The sequence below is a fragment of the Streptococcus sp. oral taxon 058 str. F0407 genome (assembly GCF_000235485.1).
GTDB lineage: Bacteria > Bacillota > Bacilli > Lactobacillales > Streptococcaceae > Streptococcus.
This window is the reverse complement of the sequence record NZ_JH378889.1, coordinates 93,471-114,966: the sequence shown is the minus strand read 5'-3', so window position 1 is coordinate 114,966 and position 21,496 is coordinate 93,471. Positions and strand designations below refer to the sequence as shown.

18 protein-coding genes are annotated in these 21,496 nt (G+C 40.8%); 6 read left to right on the top strand and 12 right to left on the bottom strand.

The window, feature by feature from the left end; genetic code table 11:
- Positions 1–17 precede the first annotated feature (17 nt).
- The gene (locus HMPREF9184_RS07645) at positions 18–848 is read right to left on the bottom strand and encodes a glycosyltransferase (protein WP_001291466.1); all 831 of its coding nucleotides are present in this window, start codon (positions 846–848) and stop codon (positions 18–20) included.
- 208 nt (positions 849–1,056) lie between these two features.
- Between HMPREF9184_RS07645 and HMPREF9184_RS07640 the strand changes: the two genes are divergently transcribed.
- From HMPREF9184_RS07640 to HMPREF9184_RS07615, 6 genes are all read left to right on the top strand, one after another.
- Positions 1,057–2,223 (top strand): CynX/NimT family MFS transporter, encoded by a 1,167-nt coding sequence (locus HMPREF9184_RS07640; RefSeq protein ID WP_000744860.1) that lies wholly within the window; start codon positions 1,057–1,059, stop codon positions 2,221–2,223.
- A gap of 342 nt (positions 2,224–2,565) precedes the next feature.
- On the top strand, positions 2,566–4,545 hold the full coding sequence (locus HMPREF9184_RS07635) for a retron Ec67 family RNA-directed DNA polymerase/endonuclease (RefSeq protein WP_033586044.1): 1,980 nt from the start codon (positions 2,566–2,568) through the stop codon (positions 4,543–4,545).
- A 194-nt stretch (positions 4,546–4,739) separates the two neighbouring features.
- Complete coding sequence (locus tag HMPREF9184_RS07630) at positions 4,740–5,066, top strand: PadR family transcriptional regulator (protein WP_000273860.1); 327 nt, start codon at positions 4,740–4,742, stop codon at positions 5,064–5,066.
- Positions 5,053–5,646 (top strand): DUF1700 domain-containing protein, encoded by a 594-nt coding sequence (locus HMPREF9184_RS07625; protein ID WP_000198657.1) that lies wholly within the window; start codon positions 5,053–5,055, stop codon positions 5,644–5,646. Before HMPREF9184_RS07630 ends, HMPREF9184_RS07625 begins: the two co-directional genes overlap by 14 nt.
- Positions 5,639–6,589 carry a DUF4097 family beta strand repeat-containing protein gene (locus tag HMPREF9184_RS07620; protein WP_001229049.1) on the top strand — a complete coding sequence of 317 codons (951 nt, stop codon included), beginning with the start codon at positions 5,639–5,641 and terminating at the stop codon, positions 6,587–6,589. Before HMPREF9184_RS07625 ends, HMPREF9184_RS07620 begins: the two co-directional genes overlap by 8 nt.
- A gap of 62 nt (positions 6,590–6,651) precedes the next feature.
- A complete protein-coding gene (locus HMPREF9184_RS07615) occupies positions 6,652–7,614 on the top strand; it encodes a DUF6574 domain-containing protein (protein WP_000191321.1) in 963 nt (320 codons plus the stop codon).
- A 62-nt stretch (positions 7,615–7,676) separates the two neighbouring features.
- Here HMPREF9184_RS07615 and HMPREF9184_RS07610 read toward each other — a convergent pair whose 3' ends face one another.
- The 11 genes from HMPREF9184_RS07610 to HMPREF9184_RS07560 all read right to left on the bottom strand — a co-directional run bounded on the left by HMPREF9184_RS07610 (position 7,677) and on the right by HMPREF9184_RS07560 (position 21,369).
- Positions 7,677–8,537 carry a DUF4299 family protein gene (locus HMPREF9184_RS07610; RefSeq protein WP_001140335.1) on the bottom strand — a complete coding sequence of 287 codons (861 nt, stop codon included), beginning with the start codon at positions 8,535–8,537 and terminating at the stop codon, positions 7,677–7,679.
- Between the two features lie 120 nt (positions 8,538–8,657).
- The gene (gene trhO, locus HMPREF9184_RS07605) at positions 8,658–9,644 is read right to left on the bottom strand and encodes an oxygen-dependent tRNA uridine(34) hydroxylase TrhO (protein WP_001030023.1); all 987 of its coding nucleotides are present in this window, start codon (positions 9,642–9,644) and stop codon (positions 8,658–8,660) included.
- Between the two features lie 131 nt (positions 9,645–9,775).
- The gene (locus HMPREF9184_RS07600; RefSeq protein WP_000188117.1) at positions 9,776–10,072 is read right to left on the bottom strand and encodes a bacteriocin immunity protein; all 297 of its coding nucleotides are present in this window, start codon (positions 10,070–10,072) and stop codon (positions 9,776–9,778) included.
- A gap of 57 nt (positions 10,073–10,129) precedes the next feature.
- Positions 10,130–10,819 carry a CPBP family intramembrane glutamic endopeptidase gene (locus tag HMPREF9184_RS07595; protein ID WP_000759844.1) on the bottom strand — a complete coding sequence of 230 codons (690 nt, stop codon included), beginning with the start codon at positions 10,817–10,819 and terminating at the stop codon, positions 10,130–10,132.
- A gap of 162 nt (positions 10,820–10,981) precedes the next feature.
- Positions 10,982–12,466 (bottom strand): ABC transporter substrate-binding protein, encoded by a 1,485-nt coding sequence (locus tag HMPREF9184_RS07590; protein ID WP_000800425.1) that lies wholly within the window; start codon positions 12,464–12,466, stop codon positions 10,982–10,984.
- Between the two features lie 107 nt (positions 12,467–12,573).
- Positions 12,574–13,497, bottom strand: coding sequence for a carbohydrate ABC transporter permease (locus HMPREF9184_RS07585; protein WP_000818346.1), 924 nt, complete (start codon positions 13,495–13,497; stop codon positions 12,574–12,576).
- A gap of 13 nt (positions 13,498–13,510) precedes the next feature.
- Positions 13,511–14,440, bottom strand: a complete 930-nt coding sequence (locus HMPREF9184_RS07580; RefSeq protein ID WP_000714575.1) for an ABC transporter permease — start codon at positions 14,438–14,440, stop codon at positions 13,511–13,513.
- Positions 14,441–14,651: 211 nt separating this feature from the next.
- Positions 14,652–15,767, bottom strand: a complete 1,116-nt coding sequence (locus HMPREF9184_RS07575; protein ID WP_000735128.1) for a DUF4767 domain-containing protein — start codon at positions 15,765–15,767, stop codon at positions 14,652–14,654.
- A 115-nt stretch (positions 15,768–15,882) separates the two neighbouring features.
- On the bottom strand, positions 15,883–17,763 hold the full coding sequence (locus HMPREF9184_RS07570) for a beta-N-acetylhexosaminidase (protein WP_000256038.1): 1,881 nt from the start codon (positions 17,761–17,763) through the stop codon (positions 15,883–15,885).
- The gene (locus HMPREF9184_RS07565) at positions 17,757–18,626 is read right to left on the bottom strand and encodes an ROK family protein (protein ID WP_033586043.1); all 870 of its coding nucleotides are present in this window, start codon (positions 18,624–18,626) and stop codon (positions 17,757–17,759) included. The genes HMPREF9184_RS07570 and HMPREF9184_RS07565 overlap by 7 nt, the downstream gene beginning before the upstream one ends.
- Before the next feature lie 97 nt (positions 18,627–18,723).
- Entirely contained in the window at positions 18,724–21,369 is a 2,646-nt protein-coding gene (locus tag HMPREF9184_RS07560; protein ID WP_000432741.1) for an alpha-mannosidase, read from the bottom strand.
- Positions 21,370–21,496 lie beyond the last annotated feature (127 nt).

The following is a 21,496-nucleotide window of genomic DNA, read 5'->3' as shown; positions in this document are numbered from 1 at the left end:
TTTTATCTTTTACAAGCCTATTTATTTTTTCTTAATAATTTCACAAAAATAAACTGACGTACAAAACCTGGACAAAGTGCCACGATTGCTTGAATGGCAATGCTTTTCGCATATTCTATGTAGGAAATTTGGCCTCTTTCAAGCATGCGTTGACGAGCTTGACGATAGAGTTTGAGGTAACGCAAGCCACCACGACGTTCAAACATCCCTGCACCGACACGAACCTTACACAAGATCTGATCCAGATTTCCAGTCTTAGCTCCTGCAGCAATCATATTGAGCCAGAGAAGGTCATCTTCCATATAAAGCCCGTCTTCGTAGTTACCTGCCTTGAGAACCATATCTTTCTTGAACATGACCGTCATATGGTTAAAAGCGCTTCTCATCCTTTGGTAAGCCACAATATCTGCGTGCTGAGTTGGAACACGACGGTAAGAAACAATCTCGTCAGGGTTGTCAATAAATTCTGCAATATGCCCACCTAAGAGATCGAGGTCTTCTTTCTCCATTAGTTGAAGCTGTTTCTCAAAACGATCCGGAACGGCTAAATCATCCGTATCCATACGAGCGATGATATCATACTGACACTGTAACACACCGTATCGAAGAGCCAAACCTAAACCTTGATTTTCTTCTAAGGGGCAACGCTTAACTGGAATCTCTGACTGAGCTTCCACTTCATCTAGCACCTGATAGAGTTCTGGTGTAAGAGGCCCATCCTCTACGAGAACAATCTCACTTGGTTTCAAGGTCTGGTTTTGAACACTTTTGATGGCATCTCTCAAAAATGTCGGATTTTCCTTTACATAGACCGACATCAAGACGCTGATTTTTTGCTTTTCAGACACAGTTTTTCTCCAATTTATAGATTTCCTTCCACTATTTTATCACAAAATTTCCTAGTTTCCTATTTTTATTTTAATTCTATGAAAAACTTAGTAAAAGAGTCTGTATATTTTCAAGCAAGATGGGCTGGACTTTCTAGTCCTCTCCTTGACATTATATAGAAAAAACCTTAAAATAAGCTGTTATTAAAATCATCTTGTCGAGGTTTTCATGAAAAAACAATCACTCTTTTTTGTTCTAGGAATTGTCTTAATCGGAACTGTTTTGCGCTCTCCTTTTACTGCTCTTCCAACCATTTTAGGAGATATCGCTCAAGGGCTAGGAGTTGAGGTCAACTCTCTCGGTATTTTAACCAGTCTCCCTCTCTTGATGTTCGCTCTTTTCTCTGCTTTTGCAAGTCGCTTGGCGCATAAAACCGGGTTGGAACACCTCTTCACATACTGTCTCCTTCTCTTAACTATTGGCTCTGTCATTCGTATCTTTAACCGCCCCCTTCTCTATCTAGGGACCTTGATTGTCGGAGCGAGCATTGCTATTTTTAATGTTCTTCTCCCTAGTATGATCCAGGCAAATCAGCCTCAAAAAATCAGTCTCCTAACGACACTCTATGTCACTTCTATGGGGATTGCCACAGCTATTGCTTCTTATCTATCCGTCCCTATCACCCAAGCTAGTTCTTGGAAAGGTCTCATCCTTGTACTCAGCTTTCTCTGTCTAATCACTCTCCTAGTCTGGTTGCCAAATCATCGCCACAACCACTATCTAGAAGGGCAGCAAGAAAAGAAATCTAAAGAAAATATTCTAAAAAGCAAATCTGTTTGGGCCATCATTATCTTTGGCGGCCTTCAGTCCTTGCTCTTTTATACGAGCATGACCTGGTTGCCAACTATGGCCATTAGTGCTGGTCTTTCTAATAAGGATGCGGCTCTTCTAGCTTCTATCTTCTCACTGATCAGCATTCCTTTTTCAATGACTGTTCCAAGTCTGACGACTCGTCTGTCTGATGGCCACCGTCGAATCATGCTGGCAATTATCTCTATCGCTGGGATGACAGGAATTGCCATGCTCTTGTATCCAACCAATAATTTCCTCTACTGGTTAGTCGTCCACCTCTTGATTGGAACGGCCTGCAGTGCCCTCTTCCCCTATCTCATGGTTTGCTTTTCTCTTAAAACCAGTTCTCCTGAAAAGACGGCTCAGCTATCAGGACTAGCGCAAACAGGTGGGTACATCTTGGCGGCCTTTGGTCCTACCTTATTTGGTTATAGTTTTGACCTTTTCCAATCTTGGATCCCAGCTGTCCTTGCTCTTCTAGCTGTTGATATCATCATGACCGTCTCGCTCTTTATGGTGGATCGGGCTGATAAGATTCTCTAATTTTCTAAAATCTATCACAACCATAAACAATGCAAAGCTAGACTCTGTCTGGTTTTTTTGTGGTTTTGATAAAAATTTATAGTCTAAGATTTTTTAATTCTAGATTAACAGGTTATTTTGTGATAGAATAAAGTTGCGCATGATCAGATTTTTGACTTGTGTGTTCGCAAGTATTAACAAAAATGTTACTAGAGTGTTCAGCTCACTCCAGTAATCCCAAAACTAAGGCAATTAGGTTTCTTCTGGAAAAAGTTGCAGTATGTTTTATCTCTGCTGAAGGAAGGTTTCTATACTGTCGTTCGCATAAGAGTTTTCATGCGCTTTTTTATTAAGGATAAGATAATGACTAAATTAAATCAATTAAAAACCAAGGATGACTTTGCAAGACTTCTTGGTTTTAAAAACGCCAGATACATTAACCATTTGTTATACAACATAACAACCGATAACCTATATAAACCGCCAATTGTTATTCCTAAAAAGAGTGGTGGAGAGAGAGTTATATATGCTCCCAAAAAAGAGTTGAAGTTCCTTCAGAAAAAACTGTCCAATGTTTTATGGAAATGTTACCTTGAAAGCATAGAATCTAAATCTAAGAACAAGAACTTTAAAACACCTGTTCTGTCTCATGCATTTGAAAAGGGGAAAAGCATTATTACCAACTCTCAGATGCATCGAAACAAGAAATACATTCTGAACATTGACTTGAAAAACTTTTTTGATTCTTTTAATTTTGGAAGAGTAAGAGGCTTCTTTATAAAAGATAGAGATTTTGCTGTTTCACCAGAAATTGCCACAGTAATTGCACAAATTGCATGTTATCAAGGTAAGTTACCACAAGGAGCCCCTTCTTCTCCCATCATCACAAATTTAATTACTAGAATTTTAGATTATCGGATTGTCAAAATTGCTAAAAAATATCGTTTTACATATTCTAGATATGCCGATGATATGACTTTTTCGACAAATCGTGAACTAAACTCTAATAAGCTGAGAGCAAGCAAAGAGTTAGATAACTTTTTAACTGAATTAGAGGAGGTAATCATCTCATCTGGTTTTGAAATCAATCCTAAAAAAACACGGTTAAGTAATAACATGCAACGCCAAGAAGTTACTGGACTAGTTGTCAACAAGAAGATAAATGTAAAAAGAGAGTACGTAAAAAATACTCGTGCAATGGCCTTTCAATTATACAAAGATGGAGCTTTTGAAATAGATAAGAAACCAGGAACGATCAATCAACTAACAGGACGCTTTGCTTTTATTTTTCAAATAGATCAATACAACAACTACTTACTTTATGAAAAGTCCCTGATACAAAATAATCTGGATTCACAAAAATATTTATTAGGCAGAAACTCATCAAAAAAATCTGAATCAAAATATTTTTGGAAGTATATCTTTTATAATAAAGATTTACGAAAAGAATTATTCTATAATAAAAAACATAATACTTATAATTTACCTAAAGAGTTCTATAGTATCTCAGAAAATGAAAAAGAAGTTTATATGTGCTTATTTAATTCTAAAGAAAAAGAATATAAAAAATTTTTATTTTATAGATATTTTTTTGGAAATGATAGACCTATGATTGTTACAGAAGGGAAGACAGATCCTCTATATATTAAAGCAGCCTTAAAAAAACTATATAATAATTATCCAAAACTTATTGAAAAAAATGGTGATGATTTTATATTTAAAATTGAATTTCTAAATCGTAGTAATACTGTGGAATACCTGTTTAATATCCCAGAAGGGGGAGAAGGTCTCAAGTATTGGTATAATTATTTTTCTAATCAAATACCCGCAAATTTTTTTAATCAAAAATTTCCTACAAAAAATGATGGAAAGAAAATCTATAAGGAACTATATCCTAATTATATGGAGTTTTTTTCCCATTTAACTTCAAGAGAACCAAAAAATCCAACTATATTTTTATTTGATAATGAGCCATCAGGTAATCCTCTTTTTAAATTTTTTAATCATGCTACAGATTTAAATGTTAGTAGCAATAATCTTGGTCAAGTTAGAGGTACATCTTTTTATAAGATTACAAAGAAAGATTGTTTGTATGTCATGGCGACACCTTTAATGCCTCACATGAATAACGGTAACTCCTCTGATATCGAAGATCTGCTATTGTCTTGTAATCCATCACCTATTTTAAAAGGAAAGACATTCTCCAAAGGTGGTGGTGCTAATCATTATGGAAAGGATATTTTTTCAAAGTATGTTCTGAAAAATTATAAAGAATTCGATTTTACTGAGTTTATCCCTTTGCTAGACGGCATAAGAGATAATATCCTAGATTATACATCATGATTCTAGCTTATCTTTAAAATATAAATTTCTGTGAAATAGCTGATGTTAGTTCCTCTAAACTTCTAGTTTTTACTAGGAGTTTTTTTATATATAAAATTTTTACACATATTTCTTGACAGGGTTTTCATATTGAGATACAATATATTTGAAAAGAGTATATATAAAATTTTTATATAATATAAAGGAGGTTTCTCATGTACTTCCCAACATCCTCTGCCTTGATCGAGTTTCTCATCTTGGCTGTACTGGAGCAGGGGGATTCTTATGGTTATGAGATTAGTCAAACCATTAAGCTCATCGCCAATATCAAAGAATCTACGCTCTATCCCATTCTCAAAAAATTGGAAGCCAGTGGCTTTCTGACCACCTACTCTAGAGAGTTTCAGGGGCGTATGCGCAAATACTACTCCTTGACTAATCGGGGCGTAGAGCAGCTCGTTACTCTAAAGGAAGAATGGACGCTCTATACCGACACCGTCAACGGCATCATAGAAGGGAGTATCCGCCATGACAAGAACTGACTATCTGACTCAGTTAGAAACCTATCTCCATAAACTGCCTGAAGCTGACCGCATCGAAGCCATGGACTACTTTAAGGAACTATTTGACGATGCAGGTACAGAGGGTGAAGAGGAGCTCATTGCTAGTCTAGGAACACCAAAAGAAGCAGCTCATGATGTCCTCTCTAACCTCCTCGATAAAAAAGTCAATGAAGCCCCTGCTCAAAAGAATGACCGTCAACTGCTACACATTGCCCTACTTGCCTTACTAGCAGCCCCTATCGGAATCCCTGTTGGAATTGCAATTATCTTAACCATTATCGGGCTTTTTATCGCAGCTGCTTCCGTCATTCTAGCCTTTTTCACCGTTTCGGTGACGGGTATCCTACTGGGCGGACTCTTTATCGTAGAGAGCTTTAGTGTCCTAGTCGAAGCCAAATCCGCCTTTATCTTGATTTTCGGGGCTGGTTTGCTTGCTATCGGTGCTTCTTCTCTTGTTCTACTAGGCATCTCCTATGTAGCTCGTTTCTTTGGTCTTCTGGTCGTCCGCTTGGTGCAATGGATTCTTAAAAAAGGAAAGAGAGGTGACAGACATGCGTAAATTGACGAAAGGATTTCTCATTTTTGGTGTGGTTTCTACAATCCTTGGTTTTATCATGATCATTGTTGGCGCCCAGTCCAATGGTATTCAAAGTTTGCTTGCCATGTCAAAAGACCCCGTCTATGACAATCGCACCGAAGAAGTAACCTTTGGAAGTGAAGTGGAAAAACTTGATTTGACCCTTGAGGAACATAGCCTAACCATCACAGAGTCTGTAGATGACAAGGTCCATATCACCTATCATCCTTCGGTGTCTGGTCGTCACGATCTGACTACTGGCATGAGTGACAAAACACTGAGCGTCACTGACAAACAAGTCTCCCAACATCGTTTTCTCGGTTCAGGAATCGAAGGCCTACTCCGTATCGCCAGCAGCTATTCTCATCGTTTTGACGAAGTCATTCTCTCCCTACCTAAAGGAAGAACTCTGAAAGCTATCAATGTCTCAGCCAATCGTGGACAGACCAACATTCGTCAAGCCAATCTTGAAAATGCGACAATCAAAACAAAAGGCTATCTCTTAAGACTAACAGAAAGTTCTATCAAGAACAGCACACTAACGACACCTCATATCATCAATATCTTTGATACCGAATTGACAGATAGTCAGGTCAAGACAGAAGGAGAACATCTCCATGTTGAAAATATCCAAATCCACGGCAAGGTTGAGTTAGAAGCTAGATCAGATCTAAATCTTATTCTCACCAAAGAAGAGCGGCAACGAATCAACCTCAACCTCACAGCTAAACATGGCTCCATTATCCATTTTACAAGAGAGGGACGACACTCTGTCAAAAAAGGGGAGGATAACCAATATGAACGCTTAACCAACCCCTACAAAACTGAAAAAGCCGATGTCAAGAATCAGCTCATTGCACGAACCGACGGGGATATCTTTCTTCTAAAAGATGAGGATCAGTCATCTCCTTCTACGAACCATTGACAAAAACGCTTTCATTTGCTAATCTAAAAATAGAAAACGACCATAAAAAAGGAGGTTCCACCATGACACAAGAATGGTTTGAAAGCGCCGATCTTGAGAAGAAATCAGCTCAGACGAAATCGGAAATCCAACCCGACCAACCAGAGACTTCGGAAACTGTGGAGACTGAACCACAAGCAAGCCAAGAAACTCCTATCTTATCCAAAGAGTCGGAAAGGCATGAGGAGGAAACTCCCCAAATAATTGAGGAAATCCAAACGGAGGGAGAAGGAGAAGGAGAAGGGAAAGAGGAACGCAACCAAGAAAACTCTGTAAAAGAGAAAAGCATCCTCAGCAAAGCTTTAGAGAGTCCCTATATCCCAGACATTGACCCCCGCAAAACTGCTCGATTCAAAGAAGAAATCTCACTATTTTGGACTTGGCTGCTGGATGCTATCCAAGAACCAACTACCAGCAAGACTACGGACCAAAAGCATCGTTATAGTGTCTTTGCCCTACTCACCTTGCTGTCTTCGATTAATCTTTTCTTTAGTATCTATCATATCAAGCACCTCTACTATGGCTATATGATTTCTATTGCTAATGGTTCTCCTAACCAGCTCCCACCTTTAGATCTCTTTACCGGGCTTTCGATTCTGGTCGCTAGCGCTCTATTTTACTTTTCCATCATTTTGGGAGGCTTTACTGTCCGACGTGTGCTGGACCAGGAGAGCGACTTTACATTCCAAGAAGCCTTTGATCGATATAGCAGACTCTTTGCTATCCCACTTATCCTAACAGCTCTAGCAAGTTTCTTTGCACTCTTTGGTGGCTTACGATTTGCTGGTATCCTCACTCTTCTAAGCATGGCCATCTTTGCCCTTGGCAATCTCTTTGTGATTAGCAAGCCAAGTAAGACCAGTAGCCTCGACCCATTTTATCGATTCCTGCTCGCTGTCTTACTTGATGGCGCCATTCTCTTACCCTTCTTCATTGCAGAGCTCGCGCTGACAGTGGACTACCTTCGCATCCTGACATTCTTTTAACCAAAATCCCTGCCATTTATTAATGACAGGGATTTTTATGCTAACTCTTTTTTGAACAATATCTATTCGATGGTTGCCAATCCTTCAAAATCTTGTCCTAGGATGGGTTGTACTTCTAATTGATTGGCATCTAATTGCTGGTAAAATGCTTTTGGTAGTGACTCTAGGAATTTTGTATAATCCAAGCGAGCGATGGCTTCGTAGTCTTCTGCTTTTGAGCCATCACCAGAAATCTTCACTAGGTCAATCTCCCAAACAAGCTCCTTGCCTGCCAGCTGCTCGGTATAAGGCACTGGTACAAAGGGTTCCTTTGGCAAAATCGTCTTGACTCCCTGGGCTAGGTGGTAGATACCGTGTACCTTGCCTTGGGCGTCTGGGTAAAATTTCACACTGGCAAGGTAGGCATCAGAACCTTGGACCTTCTTGACCAGCTCTTCAAAACGTACCAATCCATCCTCTGCTAAAAAATTCTCTAGGTATTCCTTGTTGAGATAGATCGGGGACAAGAGCCCTTGGCAATATACTAAACGAATCGCCTTATCCGCTAGATAATGCTTGACCGTTTGTCGGAAATAAGCTTCAAAGTCAAAGCCTTCTAGCCCTTCTACCGCTTGCCCCAACTTACCAGATAGGGCCTGGAGGAGAGTCTCTACAATCTCCCAGTCCGCTCTAGTAAGAAAATCTGGAATCACCACTTGATAACCTTTTCGACTATCCGCATAGTTGACCTTGAAGAGAAATTGCGACTGGCCTACAATCCCACACTCGATATACTCGAGACGATTGAGGGGCTGGCGGAGATAGACCGCATCATAACTGTGTGACTCCAAGCCCTCTACCAAGACTAAGATGGACTTGGCAGTCAAGACCTCCTGTTGTCCTAGAATGCTTTCTTTATTTGGGATAAAAAATGTTTTCGCCATAACTGGCCTCCTTTGAAATCGTTTACATACAGTATACCCTTTTTTCCTGAAAGATACAGAAACAAACTTTAGATTTTTAGATAAAAAGCATAGAAAAACAGCCCCTGAAGGCTGTTTGCTTTATACTGTAGCAACTTGATCCAAGCTTTCACCGATAGCTGCTAGGCGCTCGATTACTTCTGCTTGTGTCAATTCATTTTCTGAAACATAGCGGTTGCGTGGGTGAACACGACACTCGTGTGAACATCCACGAAGGTACTTGTCTTCATTTTCTTCTGATGTTAGGATACGACGGTTACAGAAGGGATTTCCACAGTTGACATAGCGTTCACATGGTGTTCCATCAAACCAGTCTTTCCCTACGATGGTTGGGTTGACATGGTTAACATCAACTGCGATACGCTCGTCAAAGACGTACATTTTTCCATCCCAAAGCTCACCTTGAACTTCTGGGTCTTTACCGTAAGTTGCGATTCCTCCGTGCAATTGGCCGACATCTTTGTAGCCTTCACGGACCATCCAGCCTGAGAATTTCTCACAGCGAACGCCACCTGTACAGTAAACCACGACACGCTTGTCCATGAATTTTTCCTTGTTGTCACGAACCCATTGTGGCAACTCACGGAAGTTGCGGATGTCAGGGCGAATAGCTCCACGGAAGTGTCCTAGATCGTACTCATAATCGTTACGTGTGTCAAGGACAACGGTATCTTCGTCAAGAAGGGCTTCTTTAAACTCTTTTGGAGACAAGTAAGCACCTGTTGTTTCAAGTGGGTTGATGTCATTATCAAAGTCGTTGTCTTCCAAACCAAGGTGGACAATTTCTTTCTTGTAGCGAACAAACATCTTCTTGAAGGCTTGTTCACTTTCTTCGTCAATCTTGAACCAGAGGTCTTCCATTCCTGGAAGGCTGTGAACGTAGTCCATGTATTTTTGAGTTGTTTCGTAGTCACCAGAAACCGTTCCATTAATTCCCTCGTCAGCAACTAGGATACGGCCTTTAAGGCCGATTGATTTACAGAAAGCCAAGTGGTCTGCCGCAAATTGCTCTGCGTTTTCAATTGGAGTATAAAGGTAGTAAAGTAAGACACGAATATCTTTTGCCATAAGATTTGTTCTCTTTTCTATTCTTAAATTTTCAGAATTTTTCATTCAACTATACTAGTATACCCACTTGGGAAAACGAATGCAATTTATTTGACCGGAAATTATATAAAGAGACCTGCCACTGCACTTTATCAGTAACCATACCGAATAACAGATAATTCTCTCAATTTTTTGATCTGCTCGGCTTGACTTTCTGACAAACTTAGCTTGTTATCAATCAACACACGTGAGATATCAACGTTCATTTGGCTCAGAATAAATGGAGTAGAGGTTCCATCATCCTCTAATCGTTTTTTATAAATCACTAACTGATTTTTCAAGGGAGTCAGTTGAGGCACATCCTTTATATCTTCCAGTAGATGATCTATGATAGCCATCGCTTCACAACGTCTTTCACTTCCTCCTGTAAACCATTTTAATGGTGTCATTCTTATTTTTCCTCCTTAAATTGAAAAACTATCATTCCTAACTCTCGTACCAATATTTTACCCAAATACCCTGTGTAAAAAAGTCAGCAAAAATGGTAAAGTCGCGACAATATTATTGATAACATGCACCGCATAGGATGGATAAATGCTCTTGGTATAGCGTGTCAAACCAGCAAAAATGATTCCAAATGTTGTAAAAACGAAAATATCTAACAGACTAGGCAGACTTGAAAAATGAGGAAGAGCAAACAAAATGGAAGGAAGAAGCAAATCAAGGCCAAATCGCGAATGTTTAAAGAAAGCATGTTGCAACAAACCCCTATAGATCAATTCTTCCATCAGTGGCACTAGAAAGAACAGAGTTATATAGATACCTAGCTCAGCAAAATTGGTTTCACTATAACCAATCAATACGGCCCAACCTTCAGCAGTTGACTGAACATGTTTAGCTGTCTGAACGTTAAAAGAGATATGGACCACTACCACTAATACTGTCAAAATCGAATACCAAAGCCATTTTTTTCTTGGAATGCGAAAAAGATAACCATGGCCTGTCTTAACAAGAATCCAAATCATGACTCCACTAAATAGCAAACTCAAGAGATTTCGAATCCAGAAAAAATTTCCTACCTGAGAAGAAAATTGCCAATAATTTTGGACGATAAGCGTTAGCTGAGAAAGGCCAAATACGAAAAATAGATAGGATAAAATTGCACTACTTTTTAAAATAAGATGGTATTTTTTCATATGTCTGTGTCCAATGTTATATGTAAGAGCAAATATCTAGATACAAATGCAAATAATTATATGCATTTACCCTAAAAAGAATCACTACCTCCCCTAGAGAACTAGGGAAGGCAGTGATTGTATTTTTAGGAATTAGGAATGAATACACGAAATCAGTTTATCTTATGATTTTTTGCTTTTCAAGAATTCGTCGTATTGTTTTTGCATTTCATCCAATACTTTTTGGTATGCACCTTCAGATTTCAATTTTTCCATCAATTCTGGAATCGCTTTATCTGGGTCTACAGTACCAGTGTTGATAGCTGTATCGAATTGTTGCATTGTGTTAGTGATTGCAGAGATTTCAGATTTTACGCTATCAGTGTTAAAGATGAATCCAAGCGCTGGAGATTCTTTAGCTTCTGCCAATTGTTTCTTAGAATCTTCGATTTGTTGGTCTGTAACGTTTTCGTTGATGTAAAGGATCCAGTTGTTACCTGTGTTCCATCCACCCATGTGAGTGTTTCCTTTGTATCCTTCAAGGACACGAACACGGTTTTCTTTACCTTCAATTTTCTCCCAGTTCTTGCCTTCTGGACCGTAAACAAGTCCGTTCAAGAGTTCTGGGTTAGTGTTCAAGAGGTTCAACACTTCCATTGATTTTTCTTTGTTCTTAGAGTTGTTTGAGATAACAAAGTTAGCAACTTGAGTTGTTTGGTTTTTCTTGATGAAGTTAGTGAATGGTTTGATTTGGATATCTTTGTTAGCAACACGAGAGAGCAAGCTGTTACCGTAGTCAGCTGGTCCTACTGTTTCTTCACGAACGAACCAAGTGTCTTGTTGAAGGTCAAATGAAGTGTCGCTTGTTGCTACGTCTTTTGGAATGTATCCTGCTTCGTAGAATTTGTGAAGAGTCTTCAAGTGTTCTTTGAAACGAGGAACGTCGTAACGGTTTACAATCTTAGTAGTATCCCCTTCAAGGTCGATAACGAATGGAAGTCCGTTTGCTACTGGGTAGTCAAAGTTTTCAGATGGGATAAAGTTCTTAGTAACTGCAAATGGTACTACGTCTGGAGCTTTTTCTTTAATTTGTTTCAAGACTGGTTCAAGTGTTTCGTATGAGTTTACACCTGAAATGTCGATACCATATTTAGCAAGAAGAGTTCCGTTGAAGGCAAAGTTTTGTGAAGATGCAACGTTAGCCGCAACTGGAACAGCGTAGATCTTGCCGTTTACAGTGTTCCCTTTGATGTAAGCTGGGTCAAGTGCTTTATAAAGCTCTGCTCCTTCTTTCTTGTACAATTCTGTCAAGTCAGCATAAGCACCTTTCTGCGCGTTTACGATGTAGTTATCTGCAAAAGCGATATCGTAGTTTTCACCTGATGATGTGATAACTGACATTTTCTTACCGTAGTCACCCCATCCAAGGTATTGGATATCCAATTTAGCACCAACTTTTTCTTCGATGATTTTGTTTGCATTTTCTAGCAATTCATCCAAGTTGTCTGGTTTGTCACCGATTTGGTACATTTTGATAACAGGTTTTTCTCCTGATCCTGAGTCTGCAGCTTTTTTGTTGTTTCCTGAAAGGTTTCCACAAGCAGCAAGACTTGCAGCCAAAGCTACTACGCTAGCAGATGCAAAAGCATATTTTTTCCAGTTTTTCATGATAAAAACTCCTTTTTTTATTTTTAAACTTATAAACGATTTAATGATTTTAACTTCAGCCACTAAGATGAAGTTGGGAAGGGAGAAACGATGTTTCTCAGCAAGTCCTATTCTTTCACACCACCGATGGTCAAACCTTTTACAAAGTAGCGTTGGAAGAATGGATACAGAATCGCGATTGGAAGGGTTGCAACCACAACCATGGCCATACGTCCTGTTTCTTTTGGTAGAGCAACTCCCAGTTGACCAGATAGGCCGACTGCTTTGGCAATGTAGTCCATATTTTGTTGGATTTGCATAAGCAAATATTGCAATGGATACAAGTTGTCACTCTTGATATAAAGAAGGGCGTTGAACCAGTCATTCCAAAAACCAAGAGCTGTCAAAAGCGTGATGGTTGCGATACCTGGAAGTGACAATGGCAAACAGATCTGGAAGAAGATCCGGGCTTCACTAGCACCATCGATACGAGCGGACTCCAGAATGGCTTCTGGAATGGTCTTCTTGAAGAAGGAACGCATCAAGATGATGTTGAATGGTGAGAGGAGCATGGGAACAATCAAGGCCCAAACGGTATCACCAAGTTGAAGCAAACGAGTGACCACGATATAACCTGGTACCAAACCAGCATTGAACAACATACTAAGAAGGGCAAAGATCGTAAAGAATCTGCGGTACTTAAAGGTTGTCCGTGAGATGGCGTAGGCATAGGTGGTTGTGATAAAGACGTTGGTCACTGTTCCAACTACTGTTACAAATACTGAGATAAAGAGCGCTTGTAAAATCTTATCTTTAAACTGAGCCAAAAACTCGAAGCCATCTAATCCAAACTGTGATGGGAAAAAGCTATATCCATGTTGAAGGATGCTCTTTTCATCTGTGATAGAAATCATGATGACAAAGATAAAGGGCAAGATACAAGAAAGAGCAATCAAACCAGAGATGATACTAAAGAAGATATCTGCCTTCTTACTAAAGGAGTGAATGCCGACATTATCGATTTTTTCTTTTTTGATTTTCTTTTCTGCCATGCTTTCCTCCTTTCTAGAATAGTGCTGAGTTTGGATCGACTCGTCTTGCAAGCAAGTTTGATAGGATAACCAGTATCAAACCGACAACGGATTGATAAAGACCGGCTGCTGAAGCCATACCGATATCTGCAGTCTGAGTCAAACCATTAAAGACATATACGTCCAAAACGTTGGTTACATTGTAAAGCTGACCAGCATTGTGCGGGATTTGATAAAAGAGACCAAAGTCTGCACGGAAGATATTTCCGACTGCAAGAATGGTCAAAACTGTCACAAGTGGAGTCAACTGAGGAATGGTTACGTTGCGAATTCGTTGCCACTTGCTAGCCCCGTCCACTGTTGCTGCTTCGTAGTAGGTTGGGTCAATTCCCATGATCGTCGCATAGTACATGACACTGCTATATCCAAATCCTTTCCAAATACCTAGGAAAAGGAGAAGATATGGCCAAATGCCTAAGTCAGCGTAGAAGTTGACTTCCTTCATGCCAATGGTTTCCAAGAAACGGTTGATAACCCCTTTGTCAATGTTTAGGAAAGCATCTGTAAAGAAACTGATGATAACCCATGATAAGAAGTAAGGGAATAACATAGATGTTTGGAAGATTTTAACCATTCTCTTAGAACGGAGCTCACTGAGGATGATAGCAATACCCACCGACACAATCAAACCGATAAAGATAAATCCAAGGTTGTAAAGAACGGTATTACGAGTGATAATAAAAGCATCTTTAGAACTAAACAAGAACTTAAAGTTATCGAGGCCGACCCACTTACTATTCATAATACTGTGGATAAATCCTTCACCACTCATATGGTAGTCTTTAAAGGCGACCACATTTCCAAATACTGGGATGTAGAAGAATAGAATCAACCAAAGTGCCCCTGGTAAAACCATCAAGAGAAAAATCCAGTTATCTCTCAAGGTCTTTGAAAACTTTTTCATAATTTCCTCCCTTTTTATTCCTAAAAACTGATTTCATCGAATTTTTAGGTTTGATAACGATTACATTATTAGTATACTCCTATTTGAAGGCTAGGTTAAACTACTAATTATAGAAAAAACTCCACAAATTATTTTATGTGGAGAAATTTTTTATATAAGAAGGATGTTTCACGAGAAACGCTTTGCATACGATAAGTGTATTTCCTCTTCACTAATTGAAAACTTGTTCCAGTACTGGATGATGAAACACAACAAAATGAACCTGAGCATTTATGATAGCCCCTGATTCGTTTTTCTCAATATCCGGCTGTCCTTCTGTGTGTAAAAGAGCAGGATTGCCATCCTTGTAACCAAAGAGAATCACCTCTGTCCCTGCTTCATTCACATAGCAAGCTAGGATATCGAACCGGCTAGAACCTGAACCTGCAATATACCCATACCATTTAAAAGTATAATTCATCCCATCCACTTGCCCAAATTGCATAATCTGATCCGGGACTGCAAGCCCATAGTACTTACCATAGGTGGCCAAATTGGTTGACTTGAATACTTCACCTTTACTATCCGAGTAGGATTCCATAGCTTTTTTTATCTTGTCTCTTAGAGACCTATTATCTGCAACCGGCTTATCCTCTATAGTTACACTCGTTTTGAAAAGGAACTCCTTAAAACGTTGCGCTAAATCTGTGTTCTCAGTCTCTTCAAAGTTTGCAGTACTGATAGTTTCTAGCGTCTTATCTGTATGCAAGACCTGTGCTTGCCCATCCTTCAGTGTAAATAGGTAGAAATGTTTACCCTGATTGTCATAGTAGGCATCCAAAATCAAGTAGTCATAAGCATTGTCACTCGATACTCCAAAAACATTCCATTTGACACTTTTCTGAGAGACTGTTGTAGTTTCTAATTTTTTGATTAGTTCATTTTTTTCATCAAAGTTTGTATGCTCTAGTCTATGATAGGACTGCCCCATAGAAGAAGCCCAGCTTGCAAACTCTTCCTCCCACTTTTCGGCATTGTATTGGATTAGCTTCTGAAAATCCGAGTAGTTCTTCATAATCAAGGCTTGGTCAGTCGGATTAGACAACTGAAGCTCTTCCATGGCTGCAACTGTAGCAGCCATAGGTGATTGGACGGTTGTATCCTTGGATTCTTTTTCGTGGGAAAGAGCCTTTTGATAGGAATCTGCTAGATAGTGAAAATAGTCGGTTGTTTCCTTGGTTTGTTGCTCCTTTGGTATTGACGGACTAGTTGCTCTATCCTCTGTCGTTTTATGGCAAGCAGATAAAACTAGCATACTCGCACCTAGGACTAGTAGTAGCTTTTTCATGGTCAGACCTCCAAACTATTATCTTTATACCTTCATTATACTCCTACCCTATCTCCAAATCAAAAAACATCTCCATGTATTTAAAAGGAGATGTTTAACTATCTGTGATAAATTTCTAGGTCGTATAAATCGTCGAAGCTGTCGCAATGGTATGCCACTGGTTGGCTGTTGTGGCTGAAAAGTCCTTGTCTCCATAAAAATCGTTAAATGGAAGGATTTCGACTTCTAATTCTTCGATGCTATCAATCTGGTCTGCCAGATAAGCCTCGATGCGACTCTCTGCTCGCTTGATTCGTTGCAAGAGTCCGCCCATACGGATATCGACCGTATCCAAACCAAAGACCTTGTTTTCTTTCAACCATTGGTGGCTAAAGAGGGCATGGAAGTGTTCAATCTCACTTCTGAGTTTTGGCAATTCTTGTCTGGCAATTTGCTGCAAGCTGACTTTGTCACCAGCTTTATAAGCTTCACGGATGCGTCGTCCCACATCCACTTTACTGCTTAAAATCTGGTTCAACTGAGCCTGAGTTTCAAAGAGATAGGCATAGTTCCCAGCTTTTTCTTTAATGTCAGAGAGAATCTCAGCTGCCTGAGCGAAATGAGGTTTGTCCTGTTCAGGTGTCATGTGTCGGTCAAGGATCGGACAGAGAACATCCTGATAAAAGACATAGCGGTTAGGGTTGATCCCACTGAGATTGTCTGGTAGGTCTGGCAAGAGGTTGGCTAGGTCAATCTGCATGAAGTCCTCAATTGATAAACCTGTATTGGTCTGGAAATGAGCAGACAAACGGTCTAGGTCATTGCGGTAGCAGAGTTCTGCCCAGATCTGCAAGCTGGGTAGGATAGAAAACTGGGCTGTCTCGCCACCATTGTCCCCCCAACCAGTCACGATGACTTCTTTGATCTGATTAGCACGACAGGCTTTATTGGCCTCGATAGCGATGAGACGGCTGAAATGGTTGTTGGGTGTGAAACCAATCCACTTCCAAGCTCCCCCTGCAAAGGCGATATCTTGGCTAATCTTGTGGTGATTGCGGAAATTACGATTGTACTTTTCTTCGCTATCTTGGTAATAATCCCAATAAACCAAGGTTACACGATCTTTGAGACGGTCTAGGTAGACACGAGTTTCTTCAGGAATTTCCACATCGCGATCGTACTGGCCATCTGCTGACATGAGTTTGAAGAACATATCGCTCCACATTTGGCAGTGGAAACCATACTTATCGGCAATATCCAGCACGCGCTCCAAGTGTTGACACATGAGGAGACTACGGTCCACAACACCATTCAAGATGAGGTAGCGTCCCAAACCAACCAAGTGGGCTTCATCCATCCCGATATTGACCTTGCGTGTCTGCAGCTTAGACAGAGTGGCAAACATCCCGTCAATCAGGTCATAAACCTTTTCTTCGCCGATAAGGAGAATGTCCTCCACATCACGGAGTTCCTGCACTTCTTTGACACCCCATTTAACGAAGGCCGACAAATGAGCCAAGGTCTGGATGCAAGGCACAAAGGTCATGTCAAACTGCTGGGCGTAGGCTTCTATTTCCTGCAACTCCTCAGCCGAATAGGCACCACGGAAATAACCAAAGTAGGGTTGCCCCTCAATCTGGTAGGTGTCTTCCATGTAAAACTCAAAGGTTGAATAACCCATGAGAGCCAAGACCTCAATCATCTGTTTGGCAGAAGCGACATTTAGCACTGCATTTCGGGAACAGTCTGCCATGTAAGCCAAATCTTCATAAGCAGCTTGTTCTTCAATCTCTACCTTATCACCTTCTACTAAAGCTGTTGCCAACAAGGACAAGGCGCGGTATAGTTGGTGCGGTTTGCCATAAGTTAGTTGATAGTGGCTACCCTCACCCTTGATAGAGATAGAGGCTTGGTCAGACTGAGCGACTGCTATCTCTACATCTGCTAGCGAAATATGCTTCTTAAGCAAGTCTAATGCTTGCTCTTGTTTGGGACTAAGTCCTGTAAATGTTACCATTGATTTTCCTCCTGTAGCCAGTTGACAAGGGCACCGTAAAGATTGGCATCTGCGTGATAGGTGCAAGCTTGGATAACTGGTGCGACCGTGTATTCTTCGTAGGTTTCGACAAATTCATCGACAGCTTTTTTGACCCCTTGGATAAAATCTGGATTTTGACTGATAGAGCCTCCCAGACTAATGACATCTGGATCGATAAGATACTGGATATTGAGCAAGCCTTGAGCCAGATTGCGATTCATGCGCTCAATAGCTTCTTGGCAAAGAGCATTCCCAGTTGCAGCCTCTTGGTAAATCTTGCGACCGTCCCAGTCAGTCTGACCAGATTTTTCAATTACGTATCGAACCATGTTTCCTGTAGACGCTAGTTGCGACCAGTTGTTGAGTTTTTCAGCTGGTTCAATGGTTGTCATATAACCAAACTCTCCACCTAAGCCATGGCGACCTCGGTGAAGCTTGCCATTGATAATCATGGCACCGCCGATTCCTGTCCCAATCACGACACAGGCTGCATTTTCAAGCTCTGGATGTGCTAGCAGTTCACTAAGTCCAACGCAGTTGGCATCATTTTCTAGATGGACAGGTAGCTGATGATGGGCAAGCGCCTCATACCAAGAAAAACCATGGATGTAAGGCACGGCACTGATTCCCTCAATCACACCTGTTTCTTGATTGACCGCGCCTGGAACGCTCATAGCAATGCCGTTATAATCCTGCTCTGACAGACGTTGGTCTAGCCAAGCTAGTAAATCCTCCAAGTTTTCTGGTGTCGGTGTACTTGTCTTATCTAGTATTTTTCCATCAGGAGTCAGACTGGCAAACTTAATCCCAGTCCCTCCGATATCAATGGTTGCAATGGTCATTGTTTTTACCATAAAAAGGGGCGAATCAGCAGTTAGTTCTTACCTTTTCGCCCCTCCTTTCTATCTCATAGTATTAGTTATAAAACACTTTCAAATCTTAAATCTCTTCTTTTTTAATCAATTCTGTGCGAATTTCTTGTGGCGCTAATAGTCCTGAATGAACTGGATATGGTCTTTCAAGTAAGTCAAGAATGGTTTGTTGGTGTTCTGAAATACGCACATTTTCTTGACTCATATTGTAGTAACGGAGTACATATCCTTCTTCATTTTCCGCCACTTTAAAGGCTGTTGGGCAAACCTGTGGTAAGCTGAGTGCCGCATGACTCAAGAGGCTACCAGTCGCAGCAACACTTCCTTCTTGTTTAGCAACCTGAAGACTAGTGAATGGTGTTTGGAAGGCTTTGGCACGACGGAAAGCTGAGAAACGTTCTTGGGCTTGGTGGCATTCGAGAGCATACTCGACTTCAAACTCACGCAAGCACTGAGCTTCTGGTGTTGGGAAGTAACCCCAGTCACCTAACTCACCTGAGGCACGAAGAATGGTCACGGCAATGGTATCATCTCCAAGGATTTCATACTCGTGCAATCCTTTATTGGCCACCGTCACTCCTTTTTCATCATCATAAAGGCTGACAAAGGCTTGTTGGTGTTGTGGATTTTCAGGATTTTCCCAAGAAGCAGCTGGTTTGTTTGGTCGTGTTACTACCTCATAGATGCTTTCAGAGTCATTGCTTGGACGCGTGTTATGAGTCTTAACCAAGAGACGGATACGGTGGTCCTTGGCTGTGTTAGTAAAGCGAGTCTTGAAGCGGATTTGTGGATTATCAACAAAGACAGTCATCTCTGTTTCCAGAGGAAGGGTTGTCAACTCTTCTGAGCGCCCAGCTTCACGCGTCATAAACTCGATGATGCCTCTTTGTTCTGCATCCAATTTTTCGTCTGCACTGACTGGAATTGTCAATTCATGCTTGAGCAAGATCTTGGCAAAACGAGCTGTATTTTCCAAGACTTCATAACCTTTGAGTTCTGCATAGATAGGCTCTGTTCCCTTTGGTTGGAAATAAATGTACTCATTTCCAATGTCACCACGGTCTTCAAAGCGAATAACATCTTCATAAGCTTCATGAGTTGTCTTGTCGTAGACCGTGACGTTTTCATCCACACTTACCGTTACAAATGGGGTATCAATCACTCCATTTTGGTAAATACCGTCACGGTGTTCTTGCTCTCCTTCAAGCAATTGGAAGGTTGTCCAAGAAAGTGGTGCTAGATGAACAGGCACTGTCACGCGCACTTGTCGAGCGATACGAGCCTGACGGAACTTGTCTTTTGGCAAATCATACTCAAAGTTAGCTCCCAGGTCTTCGATTTTCGCTTCTACAGCATGTCCTTCTAAGTCTTCGACACGGTAGCTTGGTAAGGTCAAGGCTGCCATTTTCTTATAACCTTCTGTTGGGTGCAATTCCTTGAAATCACAAGTCGCCACATCAATCACTGTGCTGACAGTGTCAACCTTGTCATGCAAGCCTGTATTGATAACCGTAAAGAGATGGTCGCTTTGCGCTTCCTGGGTTGCAATTTTACCCTTCCACTCATTGAGAAGATTAGTTTTCACAAAGTTACCAACTTGGTTGACCTTGGCAAAACGTGTCTCCATCTCGCGGTGAACTTCGTCCACGCTACAGCCACAGATACTATCATGGGGCGCATTTTGTAGAAGGACTTTCCAAGCATAGGTCAACTGGTCCTTGTGGTTATGTCCGCCAGTGATGACCGTCAATGGTTCCACCACTTGTTCTAGCAGGTTGCTATTTTCTTGGAAAGCTTGTTTGAGGTAAATACGGGATGAAGAAGTGTTAGCAAGTGTGTACCAGCCATCTGTTTCCTGGCTCGTCAACTCACCTGTAACCGTAGATAGTTGCTCAGGCAGAGCACTTTCTACTGCGTGGATATAGTCATCAAAGGAACTATGCACAAAGGTCACATCTGGGAAGAGTTCATTTGCCACACGAATGGCTTCACTCAGATTTCGCTGTACAGGCTGGTGGTCACATCCGTTCATCATCAACCATTGGTTGGTCGAAGCGTAGTCACGCACGTCTGCCAATTTTTGTTTCCAGAAGGTCAAGGCCTCGTCTTTATCCACTGGAATTTCATTTCCATTACTATACCAGTTGGCAAAGAGGATTCCGAGAACACGACTTCCGTCTGCACCCTGCCAGTACATTTCTGAAAACTGGGAAGTGAACTGCTCATCTTCGAGGACTTGGTTATCAAATCCAATCGGCTTCACACCGCGACCAAAGGCTGCCACGTGAATGCCTGATTTTTGAAGGATTTGAGGCGCTTGCCCCATATTTCCAAAGGTATCTGGGAAGTAACCAATCTGTGTTGATTTGCCCCATTTTGCACATTCTGCTTGACCAATCAAGGTATTGCGGACATTGGCTTCGCTGGAAATCAAGTAATCATCCTGCAAAATGTAAAAGGGACCAATTTTGAGTTTTCCTTGGTCGATGTAACGTTGGACTTTGTCGCGATTTTCAGGACGAATTTCCAAGTAGTCATCAAGGACAATGGTTTGTCCATCCAAGTGGAAGCTCTTGAACTCAGGATCATTTTCAAAAAGATCAAAAAGATTGTCAAATAACTCCACCAACTGCATACGGTGGCTTTCAAAAGGCAAGTACCACTCACGATCCCAGTGACTGTGTGAGATAATATGTACAACAACATTTTCCATGAAGTAAAACCTCATTCTAACTTAAATTTTTATTTTTAACGTTTTAAATGTAAAATTGTGATTCTTTCCTAGAATCAGTTGAGCAAAAGCGTGCTCCTTATACTCAATGAAAATCAAAGAGCAAACT

Coding starts and splice junctions, on each gene's coding strand:
- HMPREF9184_RS07640 (WP_000744860.1), top strand. CDS start 1,057: ATGAAAAAACAATCACTCTTTTTTGTTCTAGGAATTGTCTTAATCGGA.
- HMPREF9184_RS07635 (WP_033586044.1), top strand. CDS start 2,566: ATGACTAAATTAAATCAATTAAAAACCAAGGATGACTTTGCAAGACTT.
- HMPREF9184_RS07630 (WP_000273860.1), top strand. CDS start 4,740: ATGTACTTCCCAACATCCTCTGCCTTGATCGAGTTTCTCATCTTGGCT.
- HMPREF9184_RS07625 (WP_000198657.1), top strand. CDS start 5,053: ATGACAAGAACTGACTATCTGACTCAGTTAGAAACCTATCTCCATAAA.
- HMPREF9184_RS07620 (WP_001229049.1), top strand. CDS start 5,639: ATGCGTAAATTGACGAAAGGATTTCTCATTTTTGGTGTGGTTTCTACA.
- HMPREF9184_RS07615 (WP_000191321.1), top strand. CDS start 6,652: ATGACACAAGAATGGTTTGAAAGCGCCGATCTTGAGAAGAAATCAGCT.
- HMPREF9184_RS07610 (WP_001140335.1), bottom strand. CDS start 8,537: ATGGCGAAAACATTTTTTATCCCAAATAAAGAAAGCATTCTAGGACAA.
- trhO (WP_001030023.1), bottom strand. CDS start 9,644: ATGGCAAAAGATATTCGTGTCTTACTTTACTACCTTTATACTCCAATT.
- HMPREF9184_RS07600 (WP_000188117.1), bottom strand. CDS start 10,072: ATGACACCATTAAAATGGTTTACAGGAGGAAGTGAAAGACGTTGTGAA.
- HMPREF9184_RS07595 (WP_000759844.1), bottom strand. CDS start 10,819: ATGAAAAAATACCATCTTATTTTAAAAAGTAGTGCAATTTTATCCTAT.
- HMPREF9184_RS07590 (WP_000800425.1), bottom strand. CDS start 12,466: ATGAAAAACTGGAAAAAATATGCTTTTGCATCTGCTAGCGTAGTAGCT.
- HMPREF9184_RS07585 (WP_000818346.1), bottom strand. CDS start 13,497: ATGGCAGAAAAGAAAATCAAAAAAGAAAAAATCGATAATGTCGGCATT.
- HMPREF9184_RS07580 (WP_000714575.1), bottom strand. CDS start 14,440: ATGAAAAAGTTTTCAAAGACCTTGAGAGATAACTGGATTTTTCTCTTG.
- HMPREF9184_RS07575 (WP_000735128.1), bottom strand. CDS start 15,767: ATGAAAAAGCTACTACTAGTCCTAGGTGCGAGTATGCTAGTTTTATCT.
- HMPREF9184_RS07570 (WP_000256038.1), bottom strand. CDS start 17,763: ATGGTAACATTTACAGGACTTAGTCCCAAACAAGAGCAAGCATTAGAC.
- HMPREF9184_RS07565 (WP_033586043.1), bottom strand. CDS start 18,626: ATGACCATTGCAACCATTGATATCGGAGGGACTGGGATTAAGTTTGCC.
- HMPREF9184_RS07560 (WP_000432741.1), bottom strand. CDS start 21,369: ATGGAAAATGTTGTTGTACATATTATCTCACACAGTCACTGGGATCGT.